The sequence below is a fragment of the Natronosalvus vescus genome, assembly GCF_023973145.1.
Taxonomy (GTDB): Archaea; Halobacteriota; Halobacteria; order Halobacteriales; family Natrialbaceae; genus Natronosalvus; species Natronosalvus vescus.
In genome coordinates this window covers 2,536,560-2,557,395 of record NZ_CP099546.1, presented here as the reverse complement: position 1 = coordinate 2,557,395, position 20,836 = coordinate 2,536,560, and the positions used below count along the sequence as shown (strand labels likewise).

The following is a 20,836-nucleotide window of genomic DNA, read 5'->3' as shown; positions in this document are numbered from 1 at the left end:
TGAATCACGCGGTTTCCCCCGGTGTTGGACACCGCGTGGGCACCGCCCACCCGCCGCGTTCGACTCGCGGCGGGGGACTCATGGCACGAACAGACTACCCACGTACCGTCGTGGCGACGCTCGCCGTGCGCGTTCCCGTGAACGCGACTGGCGACCTCGTCACTGCGGGCGCACGAATCGTCGAACGAGTCGCGACCGTCGACCGCGTCGTCGACGCCACCGTCCGCGGCCTCGAGCCCGGCCTGAACGATACGACCGTCACGCTCGAGGCCCGGATCGACCTCGTCGGCGAGCGTGGCGAGGATCTGGCGCTCGTGAGACGCGAGCTGAACGACGCCTTCGGTGTAACCGTCGAGGAGGTGACCCGGGTTCCCGCCGAGGCCGAGCGAGCCGCGGTCGTCGAAGCCGACGCGGAGGCCGAGGCTGCGGCCGAACCCGACGGCCAGGTCGCCACCCCTCGCGTGGAACTGTAGCGGTTGCTCAGACGCGCTCTCGAGGAGATAGCAGTCGTTCGGATGGTCTCTCGAACCTGTCTCGATCGGAGCGCGAACAAACAGTGAAACAGCCGCGACTACCGAGTTCAGCTAGGTTCATCGGACGTCGCCGTCGAGTCACCATCGGTCTCTGCATCACGCTCGGTGTCGACCCCACCCTCGGCGTCGACCTCGGCCTCGTCCTCGCCCTCGAGGTCGCGCTCGACGGTCTCCTCGCGAACCGTCACCCCCTGTCGACCGAGGTGCTGGAGCTGTCGCCGGGCGAACTCCTCCTCTCGCGTCCCGCGCGTCGCCAGCACGTACATCAGCGCGCCGCCAGCGGGTCGCATCGTCCGACCCGCTCGCTGGGTTCCCTGTCGTCGCGACCCACCTAACCCGGAGGCGACGATCGCCAGATCCGCACTCGGCAGGTCGATCCCCTCGTCGCCCACCCGTGAGAGGACGAGCGTGTCGAGTTCGTCGTGCCGGAACGCATCGAGCAGTCGCTGGCGCTCGAGGTGGGGCGTCTCGCCGCTCAGGAAGGGGACGTCCAGTGCCGCCGCGATGTCGCGACCCTGCTCGAGGTAGTCGACGAACACGAGCGCCCGTGCGTTGGGATGGGCGGCGAGCAGGTACCGAACCTCCTGTACCTTGCCGGGGTTCGTCGCCGCGAGCCGGTAGCGTTCGCGGCCGTCGGCTGAGCCGTAGGCGTTTCCGTGTTCGTCGTCTCCCCACGGCACGTACCGGATCTCGAGTTCGGGTTCGGCGACGAAGCCGGCCTCGAACAGCGCCTCCCAGTCGGTGCCGATCGGCGGCCCGATCAGGGTGAAGATTTCGGCGACGCGGTCGTCCTCCCGCACTGGACTCGCCGACAATCCCAGTCGGTGACGGGACTGGAGGTGGGTGCTACGGCGGTAGACGTCCGAAGGGACGTGCTGGCACTCGTCGAAGACCACCAGCCCCCACTCGCGCTCGTCGAAGAGCGAGCGGTGGCGATCCATCCCCGCGATTTGGTAGGTGGCGACCGTCACCGGCCGGATCGTCTTCTGGCCGCCGTGGTACTGGCCGACCTGGCTCGGGTCGAGCGACGTCACGTCGACGATGGTTTCGGCCCACTGACGCGCGAGGTCACGGCTCGGGACGAGGATCAGCGTCTCCCCGCCGACGCGCTCCATCGTCGCAATGGCGGCGATCGTCTTCCCGCTCCCCGGCGGGCCGACGTAGACGCCCTCGCCCTGCTCGAGGAAGCGATCGACCCAGGTCTGCTGGTAGTCCCGGAGTGAGACCTCGAGGGCGAACTCTAGGGGCTCCCCGGACTCGAGGTCGCGGTCGTCCCGGACGGGGTACCCCGCCTCGTAGAGGGTGCGCTTGATCGCCGCCTCCGATCCCTCTCGCACCCAGTCTTCGGTGTCGGAGATGGGCGCGTGGACGTGCGATTCGTCGAGTTTCTGTCTGGCGACGTTGCCCATTATCTCGGGGGATCGCGCCTCGAGCACCGTGTAGCCGTCGGGATGGGTGGTGAGTCGGAACTGGCTGGCGCGATCCCACTGGCTCTCGACCCAGTCCTCGAGGGCGTCCGATCGCTGGCCGAGCGCCTGGCGCATCGTTCGACGGAGCCCCGAAAACGAGTCGTGTGGCGCCTGCCAGACGTCCTCTGGGCGGACGAGGTACCGGTATCCACCCTCGCCGTTCGTATCCGCGAGGTGGGCGAACTGCGAAAGCTGGGCGCGGGTGAACTGTTCCGGTTGATCGACGAGGATCTCACGGCGTTTGGGGAAGACGACCACCCGCTCGCGTTCGGTGAGATCCTCGAGTTCCGACGGGAACCAGACGACGGGATCTCGCGAGACGGCCAATCGCTCGAGCACACCGTCCGTGGCGAGGGATTCCAGATCGTCGCTCACCGCGGTCTGTGCGCGCTCGACCGCGCGGGCGACTTCCGACGCGGTGACGACCGGCCGACCCGCTCGCTGGCAAGCGTCGTGAAACTGCGAGAGCGAGAGTCCGGTCAGGTCGTCCTCGGCAGCCGTCGAATCCGCGGAATCCACGGGTTCGTCATCCGATGGGGAGGGCTGTTCGTCGGTCACTGTCCATGCTATCGGGCTTGGCGGTAAACAGATTTCGTTCGTGCAGTTGGGCGAACGATTCGTCTCGAGGGAGTCGAATCGGCAGTGCGTCTCGAGGGAATTAAATCGACGGTGAGTAAGGAGTGGTTTCGCCAAAAACGGCTGTATGGACACAGCCGGGCGCACAGTGGTAGGTGGTATGGTGGACGTATGCGCCATTCAGACGTTCCGGATTCAAACTGATAATGGTTGTGCTCATACGGTCGGTTGTAACTGTTTTCCAAAAATCACCGATACGGTACAGGCGATTTTCGGTACGAGACTACAACCGACCGGCCAAACCGCTATAGGGCCTGGTGACGTAACCGTACGTATGTACCGTGCTATCTTACCCGAAGGCCAGATTCGCTGTGAACGGTACGACCGAACCGACAAAGGACTCGAGCTGTACGACGACGACGAGCAGTTCATCGCGTTTGTCCCCTACGAGAACCTACACGCACTCCTCAACGAGGACGTGTATACCGGTGACGAACGATCGATTATGTAAGCTGGCCGAACGCCACAGGTTCAGGCCGCGGCCTCGACACCGCCTAAACTCGCCATAGACCCCGGCCTCGACACCGCCTAAACTCGCCACAGGCCGAAGCCTCGAGACCGACTGCTACCCTGAAACTGGCCGTGGCAACCGCTCGAGACAGACCGACCTCGATGAAACTCGACGCTATGCCGGCGACAGCGACCGTCGCTGTCGACGCGACCGTGACCGACGCGAAAAGAACACCACCATCACGCGATTTCTTCGTGACCGATCGCCTCGAGCTGTTCCCGATAGCGATTTCGTACGGTGACGACGGTCGTCTGCGCCGTCTGGGCGACCGCCCGCTGTGGAATCGTCTCGTTACAGAGCAATCCTGCCGCGTAGATCGCGGCGGCGGCGAAACCGGTCGGAGATTTGCCGGAGTGGAGTCCCTGCCTGGTCGTCGCGTCGATGATTTCGATCGCCTTCGATTCGACGTCGTTGCCGACCTCGAGTTCCGAGCAGAATCGGGGCACGAACTGGCGCGGGTTCGTTGGCTCGAGGTTGATATCCAGTTCGTCGGCGATGTAACGGTAGGTGCGACCGATCTCGCGTTGGTCGACGCGTGAGACGGCGGTTACTTCCTCGAGACTGCGAGGAATCCCCTCCTCCCGACAGGCCGTGTAGAGGGCGCTCGTGGCCACGCCCTCGATCGATCGGCCGCGAATGAGATCCTGATCGAGTGCCCGTCGATAGATCACGCTCGCGGTCTCTTTGACCGGGTTGGGGAGCCCGAGTGCGCTCGCCATCCGATCGATTTCCGAGAGAGCGTACTTGAGGTTGCGTTCGCCGGCGTTCTTCGTCCGGATGCGCTCCTGCCAGACGCGAAGTCGGTGGAGTTGGCCGTGTTTGTCGGCCGACATCGTGTGTCCGTTTGCGTCACGATTGCGCCAGTCGATAGTGGTCGTCAGACCGCGGTCGTGCATCGACTGGGTGAGCGGTGCGCCGACGCGTGAGAGCTGATCGTGCTCTTTGGCGTTGAACGCCCGCCACTCTGGCCCGTAGTCGATGGGATCCTCGCTCAACACGAGGCCGCACTCCCGACAGACCAGCTCGCCGCGGTCGGGGTCACTTACGACTGTGCTCGTTTCGCAATCTGGACACCGGCCGGTGTTCGTCCGCGGTGACTCGTCTCGTATCTGTTCGCTAACGGACCGCGTCATCAGTACGCGGTGAGAACCCAGCCGTGGTTGTAAGGGGCACAGATGGTTTCGATGGTAACACCGACTTTCCAAACGCTATGTGTTCCGAACGAAAAGTCACCAGTGGTTCGCCCCTGAACCGATCCTACGGCCTCGAGCGACGACACAGGGTACGTACCGATTGCGACGATGCTCGTTCCCACAGCCGGACACACTCGCGGACGAAGACGCCCCTGGACTGTTCGTCCGTTCTGCACCGATGGGTGCCGACAACGCCACCTGACACCCCTGGCGTCGCCAACGAACGCAATGGAATCGCGGCGGTCGCGCAGTCAGTGTCGATCCATCGAAATCGGTCGGTAACAGTCGACTGTACGGAGTAAACTCGGGCTTCGATGGCGAACCGACCACGACCGTTAAGCAGTCGACCACGAAGGTGGGAGGGTGTGGCGCGTACACGCCGGCAACACGCTTCGGGTACCATGGGTTTCGACGAAGGCTCGAGTGAGATCGCAGACCAGACCACCCCCGCGTATGTCACACCTACCCGTTCATCGCCGACGAACGATCGCGTTCCGATCCGTCACCGAAACCCGCACCCTGTGCAACGATTCGATACCATCGGTCGGTCGTCCGAAACGACTACCAAACGACCGATTGGCACCGTTTACGGGTCTATGGCGACGCTCGAGAACTCACCCGCTGGTTCGACCACTGCGCACCTCGAGTCCGATCCACCGACAGATCCGCACCTCGAGCATCGAAGTGGGCGCGTACCGCCTTCGCAACCCATGCAAAACGTGACCGTGTTTAAGAGAGTCACCGTTGGCGTAAGAAATGGTGTGTCAAACGTGACTGCGAGTTTCCCCTCGCCAGTGCAGCGGTTGCATTCAGAGGGATTTGACGGTGTTATGGTTGCGATACGCAGCCAACTGCTCGAGCGAAACGACGCGACCGATGAACCGTGGCGACCGGAACTGCCTCGACCAGCGTATAGCCCCGATACGGTTTGCGGTAGTCTCTTACCGGTGATTTCCGACCCGGTGGGGCAATCACCGGTGAAAAGTTACAGCAATCCGTATGAAGCAACCGAGAGGTGTCAGTAATGTCCTCGATCGATACCTCCCTCCCCGAAGAGATTACCTCCGTTACGGCCAACGATACTGACGAAACGCTCTCGAAAGACGTCATCTTCGAGTTGCTGAAAAACCGACGGCGGCGTGAGGTACTGACCTATCTCCTCGACGCCGAGGAGACGGTAACCCTGGGTGAACTGGCCGAACAGATCGCCGCCTGGGAGAACGACACCGACGTGAACGCGTTGAGTTCCGATCAGCGCAAACGCGTCTACGTAGCCCTCTACCAGACGCACTTGCCGAAGATGGACGACGCGGGAATCGTCGATTACGACCAGGATCGTGGCCTCATCACGCTCTCGGACAACGCCGACCTGCTCGTGATGTACCTCGATACGGACACCCACCAACGGGATCGGTGGGATCGATGGTACGCAGCGACGAGCCTCATCGGCGCAACGATCCTCGCCGCCGCAGCGCTCGGTGTCCCCGGGTTTGCCGCCCTCCCGATGACCGTTCTCGCCGGCGTGGTCATCGCCGCCTTCCTCGTCCTGTCAGCCGTTCACGTGTTCGTGAACCATCGGGTTCAGCAGGTCGTGGAGCAGAAGCTGGCGCGGATCACGTGATCGGAACGCAACGCGACCGGTTCGTCGACCACCCCTCGGAGCGTGATCTGAGTAGTGTATCCCCCACCCTGAACGGAGAGAGGGTCGACTCATCGATCACCCCGAATAGTGAGGCGACCGGTTCCGCACCGATCTCTACGGGAATCGATTTCCGACTCGACGGGGCACGATTCTCGGTACTCACCCCGGCTCGAGCCGGTGTCAACACGTTCCGTCACATCGCCGAGAAATCTGCCACTGTAACCGCCCGACGTACCAGGGGCTGTAATACCCAGAAGGACTTTTAGTTCTCGAGTTCGTACCAGTAACTGGCTCCCGACGACCGTCATCCAGTACCGGAGCAGTTCGCGTGCCAGCAATCTGTTCCCTGACGCGGGAGCCGCCTTCTCTACGTAGTGGACGTCACTCGAGTTCGGTAGCCACCGCCCCGACGTGCGACCGCGAAACTCAAGTAAACTTGTACCAGTTACACGCACGTGGCAGTATCGTTCGACCTGTTCGGGACGCTCGTCCGTACTGAGCGTCCAGCAGACCCCGCGACGGCGGTGGCAGCCGAACTCGAGAAACGGGACGTTGCGATCCCCGAAGACTGGCACGAGCGCTACGCACGTCCGTGGGTCGACGCCCCCGAGGGTGCCGAAGTCCCGCTGCCAGCCCACGTTGGTCGGGCACTGGCGAGCGCGGGAATCGAGTGGGAAGGGAACGTCGTTCGTCGGGCAGTCGTCGCCGCCTTCGATCCCGTCGTCGCGATTCGCCCCGGAGCGCCCGAGGCACTCGAGGCCGCTCGTGAACGAGGTTCCGTCGGCCTCTGTTCGAACTGTAGCGTACCGGAACTCGTCGGTCGAACCCTCATCAGGGCCGGCCTCGACCGGGACGACTTCGACGCAATCGTCACCAGTATCGGCTGTGGCTGGCGCAAACCGGCTCCTGAGATGTTCGAGGTGACGGCGTCACGACTCGACGTCGACCCCACGAACCTGATCCACGTCGGTGACGACCCTCGAACCGATGGCGGGATCGAGGCCATCGGCGGTACCGCGATCCTCCTCGAACAGACGCCCCTCGAGGCGGTTCCCGGCCGACTCGACTCGCTCGACTCGCTCGAAACGCCCGAAGCGTTCGACACGCTCGAGTGCGATTCCGTCGATACCGGTGCCGAGACGACTGACTGCCAGCCGGAGGACGATCGAGGATGACGGCGACGACCCTCCTCGTTATCGGCCTGGCGCTCGGACTCGACCTAGTGGTCGGCGAACCGCGAACGGCGTTCCACCCCGTTGCCTGGTTCGGGCGAGTGGTGGCCCTCGTCGATCGGGAGTGGACGCTCGAACCCGGTACCGAGCGATGGCTCGGGGTCGGCGTCGCGCTCGCGTTGCCGTTGCTCCCGGCCGCCGTCGCCGGCGGATTCGTCCTCCTCGCAACGGCGTTCCATCCGTTTGCTGGCATCCTCGCCGCTACCGTCGTCCTCGCCCTGACGACGAGCGTTCGGATGCTCCTGGATCTGACTCAGGAGGTGATCGAGGCGACCGCCGCCGACCTCGAGACCGCCCGCGAGCGCGTTCGCGGACTGGTCGGCCGCGACGCGACGACGCTCACCGACGAGGACGTCCGCTCGGCGGCGATCGAAAGCGCGGCCGAAAACCTCGCTGATGGCTTCGCGTCGACGCTCCTTCCCTTCGCGCTGCTGGCACCGATTTCGCTCCCGACCGCGGCCGCCGTCGCTGCCTGGGTAAAAGGCGTCAACACGCTCGATTCGATGCTCGGCTACCCCGAGAAGCCGATCGGTACCGCGAGCGCCCGCCTCGACGACGCCATGATGTACCTCCCCGCTCGAGCCACCGCGCTGTGTCTCGCCCTCGCCTCGAGACGCCCCCGGGCGCTCGCTCAAGCGCGCCGGTGGGCGCGGGTGCCCGCCTCGCCGAACTCGGGGTGGCCGATGGCGACGCTGGCCTGTGGGCTCGACGTTCGACTCGAGAAGCCCGACGCGTACGTGTTGTGTCCCGACGCGTCGCCACCCACGCTCGCGGACGGCCGACGGGCGGTCTCCGTGGTCGGCCTCGCCGCGGTGTGTCTGGTCGGTCTCGCGGCACTGTTCGCCGTCGTCGCTCCAGCACTAGAGTGGGTGGTCGGGTCGTCTTTCGAAGCCCTCGCCGCTGGACAGCCGGAGCATCTCGAGGCAGGTGCTCTCGAATTGGCGCTCGAGGCGGAGGCTACTGGATGACGCGACGACCGCGACGATCGCGACAATCGAACCGATCCCAAGGGTCGATCGTCGGCGATTGGCTTCAAGCGCTCCGGGGTGCGGTCACGTTTCTGACGCGGCTCCCGGTTCCACGGGTCGGTTCAGGTGGTGGTGCCGACGGTGCGGCGGCAACTGACTGGGACGCCTTCCGATCGCGGCCGTGGACGATCCCGGTCGTCGGCTGGCTCGTCGGCTCGCTGCTGGGACTGCTGGTGTTTCTGACGTCCGGGCTGCCGGCTCCGACGGTAACCGTGGCCTACCTGGTCGGAATCTACCTCCTGACCGGTATCAATCACCTCGACGGCGTCGCCGACCTCGGCGATGCGGTCGTCGTTCACGGCGATACCGAGCGCAGACGAGCCGTCATGACGGATACGACCGCGGGTGTCGGAGCCGTCCTGGCGGTCGTCGTCGTCATCGCGGGACTTCTCATGGCAGGGCTCTCCCTCGCGGGCATCCCGCTCGCGGTCGCTGTCGCGGCCGTCATCGCCGCCGAGGTCGGTGCCAAACTCGGGATGGCCGCCATGGCCTGCTTCGGAACGGCCGCACACGACGGGTTCGGCTCACAGTTGACGAGCGCCACCGATCCCAGCGCGTTCGTGGTTCCCACACTGCTGTCGATCCCGGTACTCGCCCTGACGTGGCCACAACCGGTCGCCGGCCTGGCACTCGCTGGCGGACTCCTCGGCACCGCACTCCCGTGGTGGTGGGCCCACCGCCACCTCGAGGGCGTCTCCGGCGACGTGTTCGGCGCAGCGAACGAGATCGGCCGCATCCTCGGGCTTCACGTGGGGGTGATCGCGTGGACGTTCTGGTGATGTGTGGCGGCGAGGGGTCGCGCCTCGAGAGCCCGGTCGAGAAGCCGCTGTTCGAAATCGGCGGGGTGACGATGATCGATCGCGTCCTGGAGGCACTCCGGGAAAGCCAGGTCGAGACGGTGGTCGCTGCCGTCTCACCGAACGCGCCGGATACCCGGGCCCATCTCCTCGAGAACGAGTCCCCCGCGGGGCTCGAGGTCGAGGTTCTCGAGACACGTGGTGAGGGGTACGTCGCCGATCTCCAGTCGATCCTCGAGTCACCCTCGAACTCACTCTCAACGCCCGTACTGACCGTCGCCGCCGATCTCCCGTTGCTTGAGGGAGCGGTGATCGACACCGTGCTCGAGCGCTACCGGCGACGAACGCGAACGGAAACGACCGCGGACGGGGAAGCCAACAGATCGCTCACAGTCTGCGTCCCGGTGGCGATGAAACGCCGCCTCGGCTTCGGCGTCGGGACGACGCTTCCGGAGCGACCACACCTCGCGCCGACCGGGGTCAACATCGTCGGCGAGTCGACCCAACCTATGACCGAGATGATCACCGACTGGCGACTGGCGAGCAACGTGAACAGACGATCGGAGGCCCGGGCGGCGGCGACACTGCTGGCCCGCTTTGAGGGTGGGCCGACGGGCACCGACCGAACACTCGAGGACGGTTCGTCCAGCAGACGGTCGCTCGGGGACGGGACAGACAGTGAACGAGTGCTCGGGGACGAGCCGACGACTGAAACGACACCGACATCGGAGGGCGACCGATGCGAGTAATCCTCGCCGCCGGATCGACCGCGACGGGGCTCATCGACGGCCTCAGCGCCGCCGGGGCCGCCGCCGACGTGATGAAATACACCCCCGCTGCAGACGCCGAAATCCTCGTTTACGGTCGGCCCACGGCCGCACCGGTAACACCGGTCAGCCCCACCGGCTGTCCGACCCCGGCGGCGATCACCCGCGCCGTCAGGGAGGTCGTCGGCTTCGACGTGACCGTTCTCGACGCCGGACTGGCTGAATCGACGGCCGCGCCGACCGTCTCGGTCGGAGCCGAGCCGGGCGCCGATATCAGAGCCGCCACAGCGGTTTCAGACGCCACAGCGATCTACGACCGCGCGGTGACGTTCGGCTCGAGTCTCCCCGACGACGAACTCCTCATCGGGGAGACGATCCCGGGCGGGACGACGACGGCCCTTGGCGTGATGACTGCCCTCGGCGAGCCACTGTCGGTCTCCTCGTCCCTGCCCGAGAACCCGCTCGAGCGAAAGCGCACGGTCGTCTCGTCGGGACTCGAGTCGAGCGATCTCGAGCCCGGTGCGTGTGCGGGTGAGCCGGTGGCGGCAATCGAGGACGTCGGCGATCCCGTCCAAGCCGCGGTCGCGGGCGTCGCCGCGGGCGCACTCGAGGCCGACATCGACGTCACGCTCGGCGGCGGCACCCAGCTGGTGGCCGCCGCGGCGATCCTTCGTCACGCCGGGATCGACGATCCGCTCTCCCTGGCGACGACCGCCTTCGTTGCCGACGACCCCGCCGTCGACCTCGCGGAGGCGGCCGACCGATTCAATCTCGAGGTGACCGTCACCGATCCCGGGTTCGATCGTGCGGATCACGTCGCCATGACGCGCTATTGCGCCGGCGAGGCGAAAGAGGGCGTGGCGATGGGCGGGGCACTCTCGCTCGTCCCCGACGGCTCGTTCGCGACGGTGCGGGGGCGGATCGAAACGGTCTGTGAGCGCCTCGGCATCGAGGACGAGTCGGAGACGACGCACCAGGACGAACGACCGATATCGGAGGAGGTCGGCGATGAATCCTGACAGCGTCGAGACCGTATCTCGCGTCCCCCACGGGGGTGAGCCCGACCGGTCGCTGCTGGATTTCTCGGCGAACACCAATCCCCGCATTCCGGACAGGGTCATCGACGTGTACGCGGATGCGCTCGAGACGGCTCGACGATACCCTGACGACGCGTATCCGGACTACCGGGCCGCTGTGTCGGACTACGTCGGTTGTAGCGAAAACGACGTAATCCCGACCCCCGGCGGCCTCGCGGCGATTCGACTGACGCTCGAGGCCTGCCTCGAGCCCGGCGAGACGGTCCTGGTACCGGCACCGAGCTTCGGCGAGTACGCCCGCGAGGTTCGACTGCAAGGGGCGACGCCCCGGTTCGTGCCCCACGACGAGTTGTGCGAGGTCGACGATGTGACGCTTCTGGAGGCCTCGCTAGTCATCATCTGCACCCCGAACAATCCGACCGGGGAACTCACCCCACGCTCGCGAGTCGAGACGTTCGCCGACCGCTGTCGTGCGGCGGAGACGACGCTGCTCGTCGACGAAGCCTTCCTCGGGTTCACCGACGAGCCGTCGATGGCCGGCCACGACGATCACGTCGTCGTCGCCCGGTCGCTCACCAAACTGTTCGGCCTGCCGGGACTACGGGCCGGGTTCGCGGTCGCCACTGGAGAGATCCGGGAACGACTCGAGATCGCCCGACGCGCGTGGAACCTGGGGACGCCCACGGCCGCCGTTGGTGCACATTGCATGCGTCAGACGGAGTTCGTCCGGGGGACGCGACGGGAGGTCGCTGAGGAACGGGAACGTATGACCGACACGCTCGCCGCGGACGACCGCTACGAGGTCACCCCGTCGGACGCACCGTTTCTACTGCTCGAGGTCATTGGCGACGAGGACGTCGATTCGCTGTGTCGACGAACCCGAGAGGCTGGCGTCGTCATCCGCGACGCGACCTCCTTTCGCGGCCTCGACTCCCATGTCCGCGTGGCGATCAAAGATCGGGCCTCCAACGATCGGTTGCTCGAGGTGTTGACCGATGGCTGAGTCAGCGCCCGCGTACGAGGCGGAGCGACGAGACGGCGTCCTGCGCATCAGTCGACCCGACACCGAGTGGCTCTCGACGGGCTGGAACGGCGGCCGAACGGGAGCAGATTGTACCTACAACATCTCCGTCCCGGAGGGGTGGAACTGCGACGACCTCGCGCCCTACGTCGATGCGCGACTCGCCGATGCGGGCTACCCACGTGACGAGGCGCCCGTCCTCCTCACTGGTGTCGACCTCGAGCACGCCCGCGGGGCCCACCACGACTCGGTCACCGTCTACGCCACCGCAGGCGTCTCGAACCCGGCAGCGCTGCCGATGAAACCGAGCGGCGAACGCGATCGCCACCGTCTCGAGGAGTCGTCGAGCGGGCAATCGGACACGACCGCTCCACCCGGCACCGTCAACCTCGTCGTCGGCACCACGCGGGCACTCGAGGCCGGGGCACTCGAGAACCTGCTCGCGGTCGCGGCCGAAGCCAAGGCGGCGACCCTGCTGACTCGGACGGGCTTTCCCGGCACCACGACTGACGCGATCGTCGTCGGCCACGACCCGGCGGGACAATCGCGGCCGTTTTCGGGCAGCGCAACGGACGTCGGTGCAGCCACGCGAGCATGTGTCCGGGAGGCCGTGACGGCGGCGCTCACCTCCCGATACGAGACAACGGACGCGACGGTTCCGGAGTCCGTTTCGGCCGCAACGTATGGCGTCTCGACTGACGCTCGAGCGACGGTCTTTCGGCTGTAGCGGCGTTCAGTTGGGGCATTTGACAGTACTGTTAACCGCCTCCGTTCCCTTCCTCCAGTGATGGCGGACGAACGCGACGATTCGACGCCGATTCGCTCGCTCGCGGTCACCGCTGAGGACGTCGTCGACGCGTTCGGCTACACCCGTGAGAACCCTGGCGAGGCCGTCCTTCGAGTGACGCCACCGTTTCACGGTCGGATGCGCGCCCGTCTGCACGTGTTCCAGGTCGACGACTCGCCTGAAACGGGAGCGATTCACCTCGAGCCAGAGCGGCTGCTCGAGGACGAGGCCGTCGACGCCTATCCGACGCTCGAGTCCGTCGCCGCGACGATGGACGAGTCGGCCGATCCCGAGACCGTCCGCGAGCGCCACGCCGACGCGCTCGATGCCTGGCGACGGCGAGCGCGGGCAGCGATCGTCGGTGCGGTCGACCTCGAGACCGATACCGGGAGCCACCGGGTCTCGGTGTCGGTGCTGGGACAGTCGTGACCGTTCCAGACCCAGTCGGCTACTTTCACTTTCACTCTGGACGGATCGACTTCACATACCGTCGGTCGAATGCCCGAGTATGCACAGCGTATCGATGATCGATGGCGACGAAACTGACTCGAGCCAGGCGACAGCCCGGCGAATCGACGTGAGCGACCTCGACGCGATTGGTGTCCAGGAGTTCGTCCGCACCAGTGTCGACACCGACGACGTCTCCCTCGAGCACCGCGGTTCGCGCACGTACCTGGTCGTCGGTGAGTGAGTGGATCACGAGGGGCAGAGCAAAGGCACTTCCCTGCGGAACCCCTGCGTCCAGCCGTGTCCACCGACGGCGACGAGGCGAGGAATAGCTCGAGTGATGGCGATGGTGCAACGAAGGCCTCGAGTGACGACGACGGGAACCGCCGCGTCGAAGTCTACCCCGACCGCGAGGTCGTCGTCGAGTTCGATCCCGACCTCACCTTCGAGTGCGTCGAAGACTGTACCTGGTGTTGTCACCACGGCGTGTTGCTGTACGACCGCGACCTCCTCGAGCTGGCCCAGCGGGCGAACCTTGCGGAGACGACGACCCAGTTTCGAGGTGAGCCGTTCGTCACCCGCGAGGAAAAAGAACGCGAGGAGCACGTCGCCGAGGACGGCCAGGCCTGTGCATTTCTCCGCGAGGACGGACTGTGTTCGCTCCACCTCGAGCACGACTGGAAGCCGACGCGGTGTTCGGTGTTCCCCCTCGGGGTCTGGCTCGAGGACGACGGTCTCCACGTCGACATCAGGGAGTCGGCTCACGACCACTGCGAGGGACTGGACGTGAGCGACCGACGGGTGATCGACAACCTCGAGGCGTTTTTACCCGAACTGCTGTGGGAGCTCGAGAATCCGGACAGCGATCGGACGCTGTAGCGGTTCCTGGTTCGAATTCGAGAAGTCTGACGTATTCGCTCGAGCAGAGCGTAACGAACGGCAAATGACGAGCCACGAACGGTGAACGGCGAACGTCCACCAGCAAACGGTGAACGACGAGTACCCGCTACCGCGTCGCCTGCTTCCACGTTTTCAGATCGACGACGGCACCATCCAACGTCGCCGGAATGCACTCGGTCGCCGCCCAGACGAACATCCCAGCAACCGTCTCGGGGTCGCGGCCATGCCCGTTCGTCAGCTCCGTGGCGAGCTGGCCCGGCTCGAGACAGCCCACGACGAAATCGGTGTCGGCGGCGAATCCCCGCACGACGGCCTCGGCGGCGGCTTTCGACATCGCGTAGGAGCCGTAGCCCGGTTTGGCCTCGCGGGCAACGGCCCCCGTGGGGACGAGGACGCGAGCCCCCTCGTTCAGGTGGGGAAGCGCTTCGGTGATCGTTCCGAACACACCTCTCGCGTTCGTCGCCAGGTGATCGTCGAACCGGCTGTAGGGCTCGCTATCGCTGGGGGTCTCGCCCGGCGTTCCGTGGTAGACGCCCGCGCAGGCGGCGACGACGTCGATGCCGCCCGTTTTTCCTGCTCTCGAGGCAGTCTCCATCAGGCGCTCGAGGTCGAACTCGTCGCGGACGTCGGTTCGGAGCCCCTCGATCTGTGGGTGCCCGTCATCGTCACCGTCACCGTCGCCATCGCTAGCCAGCGAGTCGACCGTTTCCTCGATTTCGGCGGCGTCTCGAGCACCGATGACGACCGTCGCGCCCGCTTCGAGAAACGCCGCTGCCACCGCGCTGCCGATGCCGCCCGTGCCGCCGGTGACGACGACAGTTGATTCGTCCATACGGGCTCGAGGACGGCCGGGAATACCAAGCCACCGGATACCGGCTGGTGAGCGTCGACTGGGTTCCATCCCTCGCTGTGTATGGTCGCGCTCCCTACGCGTGTTTATACCACCCCTCCCAAAGTATGACACAGGTTTATCAACTAGCCGAGACCACAGACGACCATGCAATCGCTGGCGGGAGCGTCGGTCGTCGTCATCGGCGCTGGAATCGGTGGACTGTCGACGGCGTGTTACCTCGCCGACGCCGGTGCGACTGTCCGGGTGATCGAGAAGAACGACCAGCTCGGCGGCCGGGCAAGTCGCCTTGAGGAAGCCGGCTTTCGCTTCGACATGGGGCCGTCGTGGTACCTGATGCCCGACGTCTTCGAGCGCTTTTTCGCGACCTTCGATCGGACGCCCGCGGACTACTACGAGTTGACCCACCTCGACCCCCACTATCGGATCTTCTTCAAGGACGGGGATCGAGTCGACATCACGCCCGACCTCGAGCGGACGAAGGACGTGTTCGAGGCGTACGAAGACGGTGCTGGCGACGCTCTGGAACGCTACCTCGAGACGTCCCGAGAGAACTACGAGGTCGGGATGAAACACTTCGTCTACGAGGATCGGGAACGACTGCGCGATTACCTGGATCTGGACGTGGCCCGTCAGGCCCGCGGGCTCTCGTTACTGGGCTCGATGCAGGGCCACGTCGAGAAATACTTCGACCACCCGAAGCTCCAGCAGATCATGCAGTACACGCTGGTGTTTCTCGGCGGCTCTCCGAGGAACACGCCCGCGCTGTACAACCTGATGAGTCACGTCGATTTCAACTTGGGCGTCTGGTACCCCGAGAACGGGCTGGGCGGCGTCATCGACGGCATCGCCGACCTCGGCTCGGAACTGGGCGTCGAGTACGAGACGGGACGACCCGCGACCGAGATCAAAGGCCACGCCGGGTCGTTCCTCGTCGAAACGCCGGACGGCCCGCTCACGGCGGACTACGTGGTGAGTAACGCCGACTACGCTCACACCGAACAGGAGCTGTTGGCAACCGAACGCCGAGGCTACGCCGCCGACTACTGGGCGTCGCGAACCTACGCCCCATCCGCGTTCCTGCTCTACCTCGGCGTCGAGGGAGACGTCCCCGAGCTGGCCCACCACACGCTCGTCCTCCCCACCGGGTGGGACGAGCACTTCGCACAGATTTTCGACGATCCTGCCTGGCCGGACGACCCCGCCTACTACCTCTGTGTGCCCTCGAAAACCGACGACACCGTCGCGCCCGAGGGACACACCAACCTGTTCGTCCTCGTGCCCATCGCCGCGGGCCTCGAGGACACCCCCGAGTTGCGGTCGTCCTATCGTGACCAGGTACTCGAGGACATCGCCGACAACACCGGCACCGACCTCCGGGATCGCATCGTCTTCGAGGAGTCGTTCTGCGTCGAGGACTTCGCCGATCGGTACAACAGCTACGCGGGGACGGCGCTGGGCATGGCTCACACACTCCGACAGACGTCGCTCTTCCGGCCACCGCATCGCTCGAAGGAAGTCGACGGGCTCTACTTTGCTGGCTCGTACACGACGCCCGGAATCGGCGTCCCCATGTGTCTGATCAGCGGCGAACTGACGGCCGAAAAAGTGCTCGAGGATCACGGCGAATAGCCTATGGTCGTTCCGTCACCCTACCGTGTCCCGTCGACCCACTGCGAGTCACGCGTGCTGGTACCCCCAGGCGGTGAGTCACCGTGACGGGACGCCGTGACGAGTTGGTCGACCAGGATGTCTCGAGTCGCTGGGTCGACCAGCTTTCGTACCTGCTCACGCTCTCCCGACCACGCTTCTGGCTCTATCTGGCCGGGCCGGTACTCGTCGGGGTCGCCTACGCGGCCGAGACGCCGACCGATCTGGTCACGCCGGCGGTGATCGTGCTGTTCGCGTACTTCCTGATCCCGGCGAACGTCTTTCTGTACGGGATCAACGACATCTACGATCGAGAGATCGATGCCGAGAATCCCAAAAAGGACGACCGGGAGGCGCGGTATGCGGGCCATCGGATCGTACCGGTGGCCGTCGTCGTGGGTGCCGTCGCGCCACTGCTCTTGCTCCCGTGGCTTCCGCGTCCGTCCTGGCCCTGGATCGCCCTCTTCCTCGCTCTCGGAGCCGGCTACAGCGCGCCGCCCGTGCGCTTCAAGACGACGCCGGTGCTCGATTCCGTTTCGAACGGGCTCTACATCGTCCCCGGTGCTGCCGCCTACGCCGCCGTGGCGGGCACCCAGCCCCCACTCCTCGCCGTCGCCGGCGCGTGGCTGTGGGCGATGGGGATGCACACGTTTTCGGCGATTCCCGACATCGAGCCGGATCGGCAGGCTGGGATCAGAACGACGGCGACCGTACTCGGCGAACGGCGAACCTACGCCTACTGCGGGGGCTGCTGGCTCGGCAGCGCTGTCGCCTTCGGCGCTATCGACTATCGCATGGGCCTCGCGATGGCGGTCTACCCCGCGCTCGTCGTCGCCATCGCCACCTCGAGCGTCGCCGTCTCGAGGGCGTACTGGTGGTTCCCGGCGATCAACACCGTCGTGGGCGCCACGCTGACGATGGGCGGGCTCTGGAGGGTGTTCTATGGCTGATCGCTCCGCACGATCCGAGACGGTCGACAGGGCAACCGTCCAGCGTCGCCTCGAGACCCTGATAACGAACAACCGGTTTACCATCGCCGTCATCTTTCCCCTCGTCGGCGCGATCACCCTGGTCGGCAGCGCAGAGGGGTTGTTACCCGCGCCGCTGGCGTACAACCCGCTGTTGATCCTCTTCGGGACGCTCGTGATGCGGTCCCCGCTGATCGTCGGCCTGTTGCCCCGAATCGGCCGGTGGGCGCTCGCCTGCCTGGGGCTATTGACGGCGTACACCTACGCGATCGAGCTCGTGGGTGTTCGCACGGACTGGCCCTACGGCGCGTTCGAGTACACGATCCAGCTCGGGCCGATGCTCTTCGGGGAGGTGCCCCTTGCGCTCCCGCTGTTTTTCATCCCGCTCGTGTTGAACGCGTACCTGCTCACGCTGCTGGTGTGCAGGTCGCATGCGGAGAGCGCCCTCGTGCGCCTCCCGGCAGCCATCGCCGCGGTCGTCGCCGTCGACCTCGTGCTCGACCCCGCCGCCGTCGCCGTGGGCTTCTGGTCGTTCGAGTCCGGCGTCTACTACGGCGTCCCCGTCTCGAACTACGTTGGCTGGCTCATCTCGGGCACCGTCGCCGTCGTGCTGGTCGACATCGCCTTCGACCGGGCGGCGCTGCTCCAGCGCGTCCACTCCTGTCGCTTCATCCTCGACGACCTGGTCAGCTTCGTGGTGCTGTGGGGGTCGATCAACCTCCTGTACGGCAACTGGATCGCTGCGGGCGTCGCCGGAGTGTTCTGTTTCGGCCTGATCCGAACCGGCCGGTACGATCGGACGATGGTGCTCGAGGCGATTCCGGGCCCGATTCGGGCTCGAGTCGGCGAGTGACCAGCCAACGGCGATCAGAGACGATTTCGTCGCTCGAGCGAGAGCGAGTCGACGCTCTATCCAAAACCGACGAGCGTTGAGCGATAATAGTACACTATCTGTATCGATATGGTGCAAATACTATAGTTGTGGCCAACGGACGCAGTTCACCGGAACCGGTTGCGTTCCGATCCGACAAGTGCCCCGGCTGTCCCTTACGCGTCGACTGCACCCGTTCGAAGATGATGAAAGAGGTACGTTTGGGCGTAGCCCGCGTACCGACCGCCGAGACGTTCGCGGATCGCCCGAGAGGTGTCACCGTAGTTCCCGCGGTCGCAGTCGGGGTAATACTCCGCGATGGCCGTCTTGATCCACGTATCGAGGGGAACCGCCTCGTCGAATCCGAGCGCGAACAGCAGGACACAATCGGCCACCTTGTCGCCCACGCCGACGAACTGGGTGAGGGAGTCGCGAGCGGCCTCGTACTCGAGGTCGCGGGCCTCCGCCGGGTGAGCCTCGCCCGTAGCGACCATCTCGGCGGTGCGTTCGACGTAGGGGGCCCGGTAGCCGAGGCTCAGGTCGCGCAGGTCGGCCTCACTCGCCGTCGCGAGCTGTTCGGGGGTCGGGAAGGCGTGGATCGGCTCCCCGCCGAGGGCGTACGCGTCGCCGTACTCGCGGGCGAGGGTCGACACCATGCCGTGAATACGACCGACCCGCATCTGCGCCGAACAGATAAACGAGATGAGCGTGCCGAAGGCCGGATCAGCCACCAGTCGCATCCCGTCGTGGGTCGTGTAGGCCTCTCTGATCAGCGGATCGTCGGGGGCGTCGGTGGCGATGGCCTCGAGGTCGTCCTCGAGTCGCAACAGCCGCCGGACGAGGGGGTCGGCGTCGGTACTCGAGCGCCACTCGACGTTCCCGTCGGCCGCTCCCGTCGGCTGGCGCACCTGAATCGGCGTCCCATCGACGACCGTCTGGTACCACGCCTCGGGGGTGCGCTCACCGGTGTACATCGCGCCGTCGTTCCGCGTCCAGAGGTAGGACTGCCCGCTCTCGAGGGTCAGATACAGGTCGAAACCACCCACGAGTTCGTCGCTCGAGATGACGCCCGTTTCCATGCCCGGAGCGTGAGCGAGGGCGGGCATGGGCCTTTCGAAGTGTCGAAGATGGTCGGCGGGCGAACCTTCATACCACATGCGATACAATACCTACCTATGCACTGCAGGGTTGTCGTCGAAGCTGCTGTGCCGGTGTACGACGTCGAGACGGAAGACGAGGCAATCCGCATCGCGATCTCGAAGACTGGCGAGATGCTAAACCCTGACCTGAACTACGTCGAAATCAACATGGGCGAGCGCACCTCCCCCTCCGGTGAGGAGCTTCCGCCCGCCTTCATCGCCGCCGACGAGGCTCTCGTCGCCCTCGAACTCGAGATGACCGTCTTCAACGTCGAGCGAGAGGAACACGCCTCCCGCATCGCCCGCAAGGAGATCGGTCAGCGTCTGGCGAATATCCCGCTCGAGGTGCTTTCGGTCGTCGTTATCGAAGAGGACGACGATGACGATGACGGCGATGGCGATAATGTCGACGAAGTCGACGAAGACCAGGCGGATACCGAGTCAGCCGACGACAGTATCGACGAACCGGAAACGACCGATACCGACGACGACAGCGACACCGATACCGACAACGGAGACACCGATACCGACAACGAAGAAGGCGACGACGTCCTCCCCGAGTTCGAAGACCTCCTCGAGTAGGCATGTAAGCCGGGTAGAGAACCCTACGACGAACCCAGCGAACACGGTATTCCGACGACCTCGACTCGAACGGCTGTGACGCGGGCCGTTTCTCGACGACCGTTCTCACGAAACGCTATCGTACCAACCGAAACGATGTACACACCGATCGCAAGATGAGTCTGCGATCGGGTGTGGATAGACGTGCAGTAGCACCTACAGACCGCCACAATGTCGTGATCGTCCAAACCGCGAACCGATCGAAAGCAGCGGTTGAAATCGTACGGACGTACTACAGACACCACCACTTGTTGAGAACGAACCGAACACGGCAAGACAGGAGAGAGAAAAGCGCATCCGCTCGGGCTGTAGACTACGCGTAGGGTGTCACAGGCAACTCAGTCGGCCGTGGCGGCGACTGCCTCGGCTTCCCCCTCTCGCATCGGTTCCGTGATTCCCCCCGCAAGTGCAAAAACAGCCGCTTTGTGATCAGTTTTCGATTTGTGAATTGATGTCGGTCGAATACCAAGAGACTCGTATTCATCGAGCGAAATCTGACAGTCATCCCAGTTGGCACAGTGGTTCGATACTTCGGCAAGAAGGCCGTGAAGGTGAATGAGCTCTTGTTTCTTCATAACCATGCAATCCTATCCACTGCAGGGTTATATTATTATCTTGAGTCGCGTTAACACGCACCTGTTAATGGCCACCCAGGATATCATTATTCGAGACCGTTTGACTGAGAAATACGTCCGACGGAAACCCACTGACAGGGACAGCCTAACAGCTCGTTGCCG

The 20,836-nt window shown here is 65.0% G+C and carries 21 protein-coding genes and 1 pseudogene; 17 read left to right on the top strand and 5 right to left on the bottom strand.

What is annotated here, in order from left to right; translation table 11 throughout:
- Positions 1-80 precede the first annotated feature (80 nt).
- Positions 81-473 carry a hypothetical protein gene (locus NGM68_RS12225; protein WP_252698498.1) on the top strand — a complete coding sequence of 131 codons (393 nt, stop codon included), beginning with the start codon at positions 81-83 and terminating at the stop codon, positions 471-473.
- 107 nt (positions 474-580) lie between these two features.
- On the opposite strand, the gene NGM68_RS12220 is transcribed toward NGM68_RS12225, so the two are convergent.
- Positions 581-2,560: a DEAD/DEAH box helicase gene (locus NGM68_RS12220; protein WP_425493567.1), complete on the bottom strand. Its 1,980-nt coding sequence runs from the start codon at positions 2,558-2,560 to the stop codon at positions 581-583.
- A 352-nt stretch (positions 2,561-2,912) separates the two neighbouring features.
- On the opposite strand from NGM68_RS12220, the gene NGM68_RS12215 reads away from it, so the two are divergent.
- Positions 2,913-3,089: a hypothetical protein gene (locus tag NGM68_RS12215; protein ID WP_252698496.1), complete on the top strand. Its 177-nt coding sequence runs from the start codon at positions 2,913-2,915 to the stop codon at positions 3,087-3,089.
- A 239-nt stretch (positions 3,090-3,328) separates the two neighbouring features.
- On the opposite strand, the gene NGM68_RS12210 is transcribed toward NGM68_RS12215, so the two are convergent.
- Entirely contained in the window at positions 3,329-4,282 is a 954-nt protein-coding gene (locus tag NGM68_RS12210; RefSeq protein ID WP_252698494.1) for a transcription initiation factor IIB, read from the bottom strand.
- A gap of 1,084 nt (positions 4,283-5,366) precedes the next feature.
- On the opposite strand from NGM68_RS12210, the gene NGM68_RS12205 reads away from it, so the two are divergent.
- The 11 genes and pseudogenes from NGM68_RS12205 to NGM68_RS12155 all read left to right on the top strand — a co-directional run bounded on the left by NGM68_RS12205 (position 5,367) and on the right by NGM68_RS12155 (position 13,979).
- A complete protein-coding gene (locus NGM68_RS12205; protein ID WP_252698493.1) occupies positions 5,367-5,963 on the top strand; it encodes a DUF7344 domain-containing protein in 597 nt (198 codons plus the stop codon).
- 476 nt (positions 5,964-6,439) lie between these two features.
- Positions 6,440-7,159: an HAD family hydrolase gene (locus tag NGM68_RS12200; protein ID WP_252698492.1), complete on the top strand. Its 720-nt coding sequence runs from the start codon at positions 6,440-6,442 to the stop codon at positions 7,157-7,159.
- Entirely contained in the window at positions 7,156-8,184 is a 1,029-nt protein-coding gene (gene cbiB / locus NGM68_RS12195; protein WP_252698490.1) for an adenosylcobinamide-phosphate synthase CbiB, read from the top strand. The genes NGM68_RS12200 and cbiB overlap by 4 nt, the downstream gene beginning before the upstream one ends.
- Complete coding sequence (gene cobS, locus NGM68_RS12190; RefSeq protein ID WP_252698489.1) at positions 8,181-9,023, top strand: adenosylcobinamide-GDP ribazoletransferase; 843 nt, start codon at positions 8,181-8,183, stop codon at positions 9,021-9,023. The genes cbiB and cobS overlap by 4 nt, the downstream gene beginning before the upstream one ends.
- Positions 9,023-9,631, top strand: a pseudogene (locus tag NGM68_RS12185) (NTP transferase domain-containing protein); the annotation flags it as partial. The gene cobS and the pseudogene NGM68_RS12185, both read left to right, overlap by 1 nt.
- A gap of 149 nt (positions 9,632-9,780) precedes the next feature.
- Positions 9,781-10,827, top strand: a complete 1,047-nt coding sequence (locus NGM68_RS12180) for a nicotinate-nucleotide--dimethylbenzimidazole phosphoribosyltransferase (protein WP_252698487.1) — start codon at positions 9,781-9,783, stop codon at positions 10,825-10,827.
- A complete protein-coding gene (gene cobD / locus NGM68_RS12175; protein WP_252698485.1) occupies positions 10,817-11,848 on the top strand; it encodes a threonine-phosphate decarboxylase CobD in 1,032 nt (343 codons plus the stop codon). Before NGM68_RS12180 ends, cobD begins: the two co-directional genes overlap by 11 nt.
- Positions 11,841-12,593: an adenosylcobinamide amidohydrolase gene (locus NGM68_RS12170; protein ID WP_252698483.1), complete on the top strand. Its 753-nt coding sequence runs from the start codon at positions 11,841-11,843 to the stop codon at positions 12,591-12,593. Before cobD ends, NGM68_RS12170 begins: the two co-directional genes overlap by 8 nt.
- Before the next feature lie 60 nt (positions 12,594-12,653).
- The gene (locus NGM68_RS12165) at positions 12,654-13,082 is read left to right on the top strand and encodes a DUF8009 family protein (protein WP_252698481.1); all 429 of its coding nucleotides are present in this window, start codon (positions 12,654-12,656) and stop codon (positions 13,080-13,082) included.
- A 79-nt stretch (positions 13,083-13,161) separates the two neighbouring features.
- Positions 13,162-13,344: a hypothetical protein gene (locus NGM68_RS12160; RefSeq protein WP_252698479.1), complete on the top strand. Its 183-nt coding sequence runs from the start codon at positions 13,162-13,164 to the stop codon at positions 13,342-13,344.
- Positions 13,345-13,400: 56 nt separating this feature from the next.
- Complete coding sequence (locus NGM68_RS12155; RefSeq protein ID WP_252698475.1) at positions 13,401-13,979, top strand: YkgJ family cysteine cluster protein; 579 nt, start codon at positions 13,401-13,403, stop codon at positions 13,977-13,979.
- 127 nt (positions 13,980-14,106) lie between these two features.
- On the opposite strand, the gene NGM68_RS12150 is transcribed toward NGM68_RS12155, so the two are convergent.
- Positions 14,107-14,832, bottom strand: a complete 726-nt coding sequence (locus NGM68_RS12150; RefSeq protein ID WP_252698472.1) for an SDR family NAD(P)-dependent oxidoreductase — start codon at positions 14,830-14,832, stop codon at positions 14,107-14,109.
- 165 nt (positions 14,833-14,997) lie between these two features.
- On the opposite strand from NGM68_RS12150, the gene NGM68_RS12145 reads away from it, so the two are divergent.
- From NGM68_RS12145 to cruF, 3 genes are all read left to right on the top strand, one after another.
- Positions 14,998-16,482, top strand: coding sequence for a phytoene desaturase family protein (locus NGM68_RS12145; RefSeq protein ID WP_252698471.1), 1,485 nt, complete (start codon positions 14,998-15,000; stop codon positions 16,480-16,482).
- Between the two features lie 83 nt (positions 16,483-16,565).
- Complete coding sequence (locus NGM68_RS12140; RefSeq protein ID WP_252698469.1) at positions 16,566-17,450, top strand: prenyltransferase; 885 nt, start codon at positions 16,566-16,568, stop codon at positions 17,448-17,450.
- Entirely contained in the window at positions 17,443-18,321 is an 879-nt protein-coding gene (cruF, locus tag NGM68_RS12135) for a bisanhydrobacterioruberin hydratase (RefSeq protein WP_252698467.1), read from the top strand. Before NGM68_RS12140 ends, cruF begins: the two co-directional genes overlap by 8 nt.
- A gap of 194 nt (positions 18,322-18,515) precedes the next feature.
- On the opposite strand, the gene NGM68_RS12130 is transcribed toward cruF, so the two are convergent.
- Positions 18,516-19,418: a DNA-3-methyladenine glycosylase family protein gene (locus NGM68_RS12130; RefSeq protein WP_252698466.1), complete on the bottom strand. Its 903-nt coding sequence runs from the start codon at positions 19,416-19,418 to the stop codon at positions 18,516-18,518.
- Between the two features lie 96 nt (positions 19,419-19,514).
- Here NGM68_RS12130 and NGM68_RS12125 point away from each other — a divergent pair, with 96 nt between their 5' ends.
- Complete coding sequence (locus tag NGM68_RS12125) at positions 19,515-20,060, top strand: DUF555 domain-containing protein (RefSeq protein ID WP_252698464.1); 546 nt, start codon at positions 19,515-19,517, stop codon at positions 20,058-20,060.
- 377 nt (positions 20,061-20,437) lie between these two features.
- Here the strand turns inward: NGM68_RS12125 and NGM68_RS12120 are convergent, their stop codons facing one another.
- Complete coding sequence (locus NGM68_RS12120; RefSeq protein WP_252698462.1) at positions 20,438-20,674, bottom strand: UPF0058 family protein; 237 nt, start codon at positions 20,672-20,674, stop codon at positions 20,438-20,440.
- Positions 20,675-20,836 lie beyond the last annotated feature (162 nt).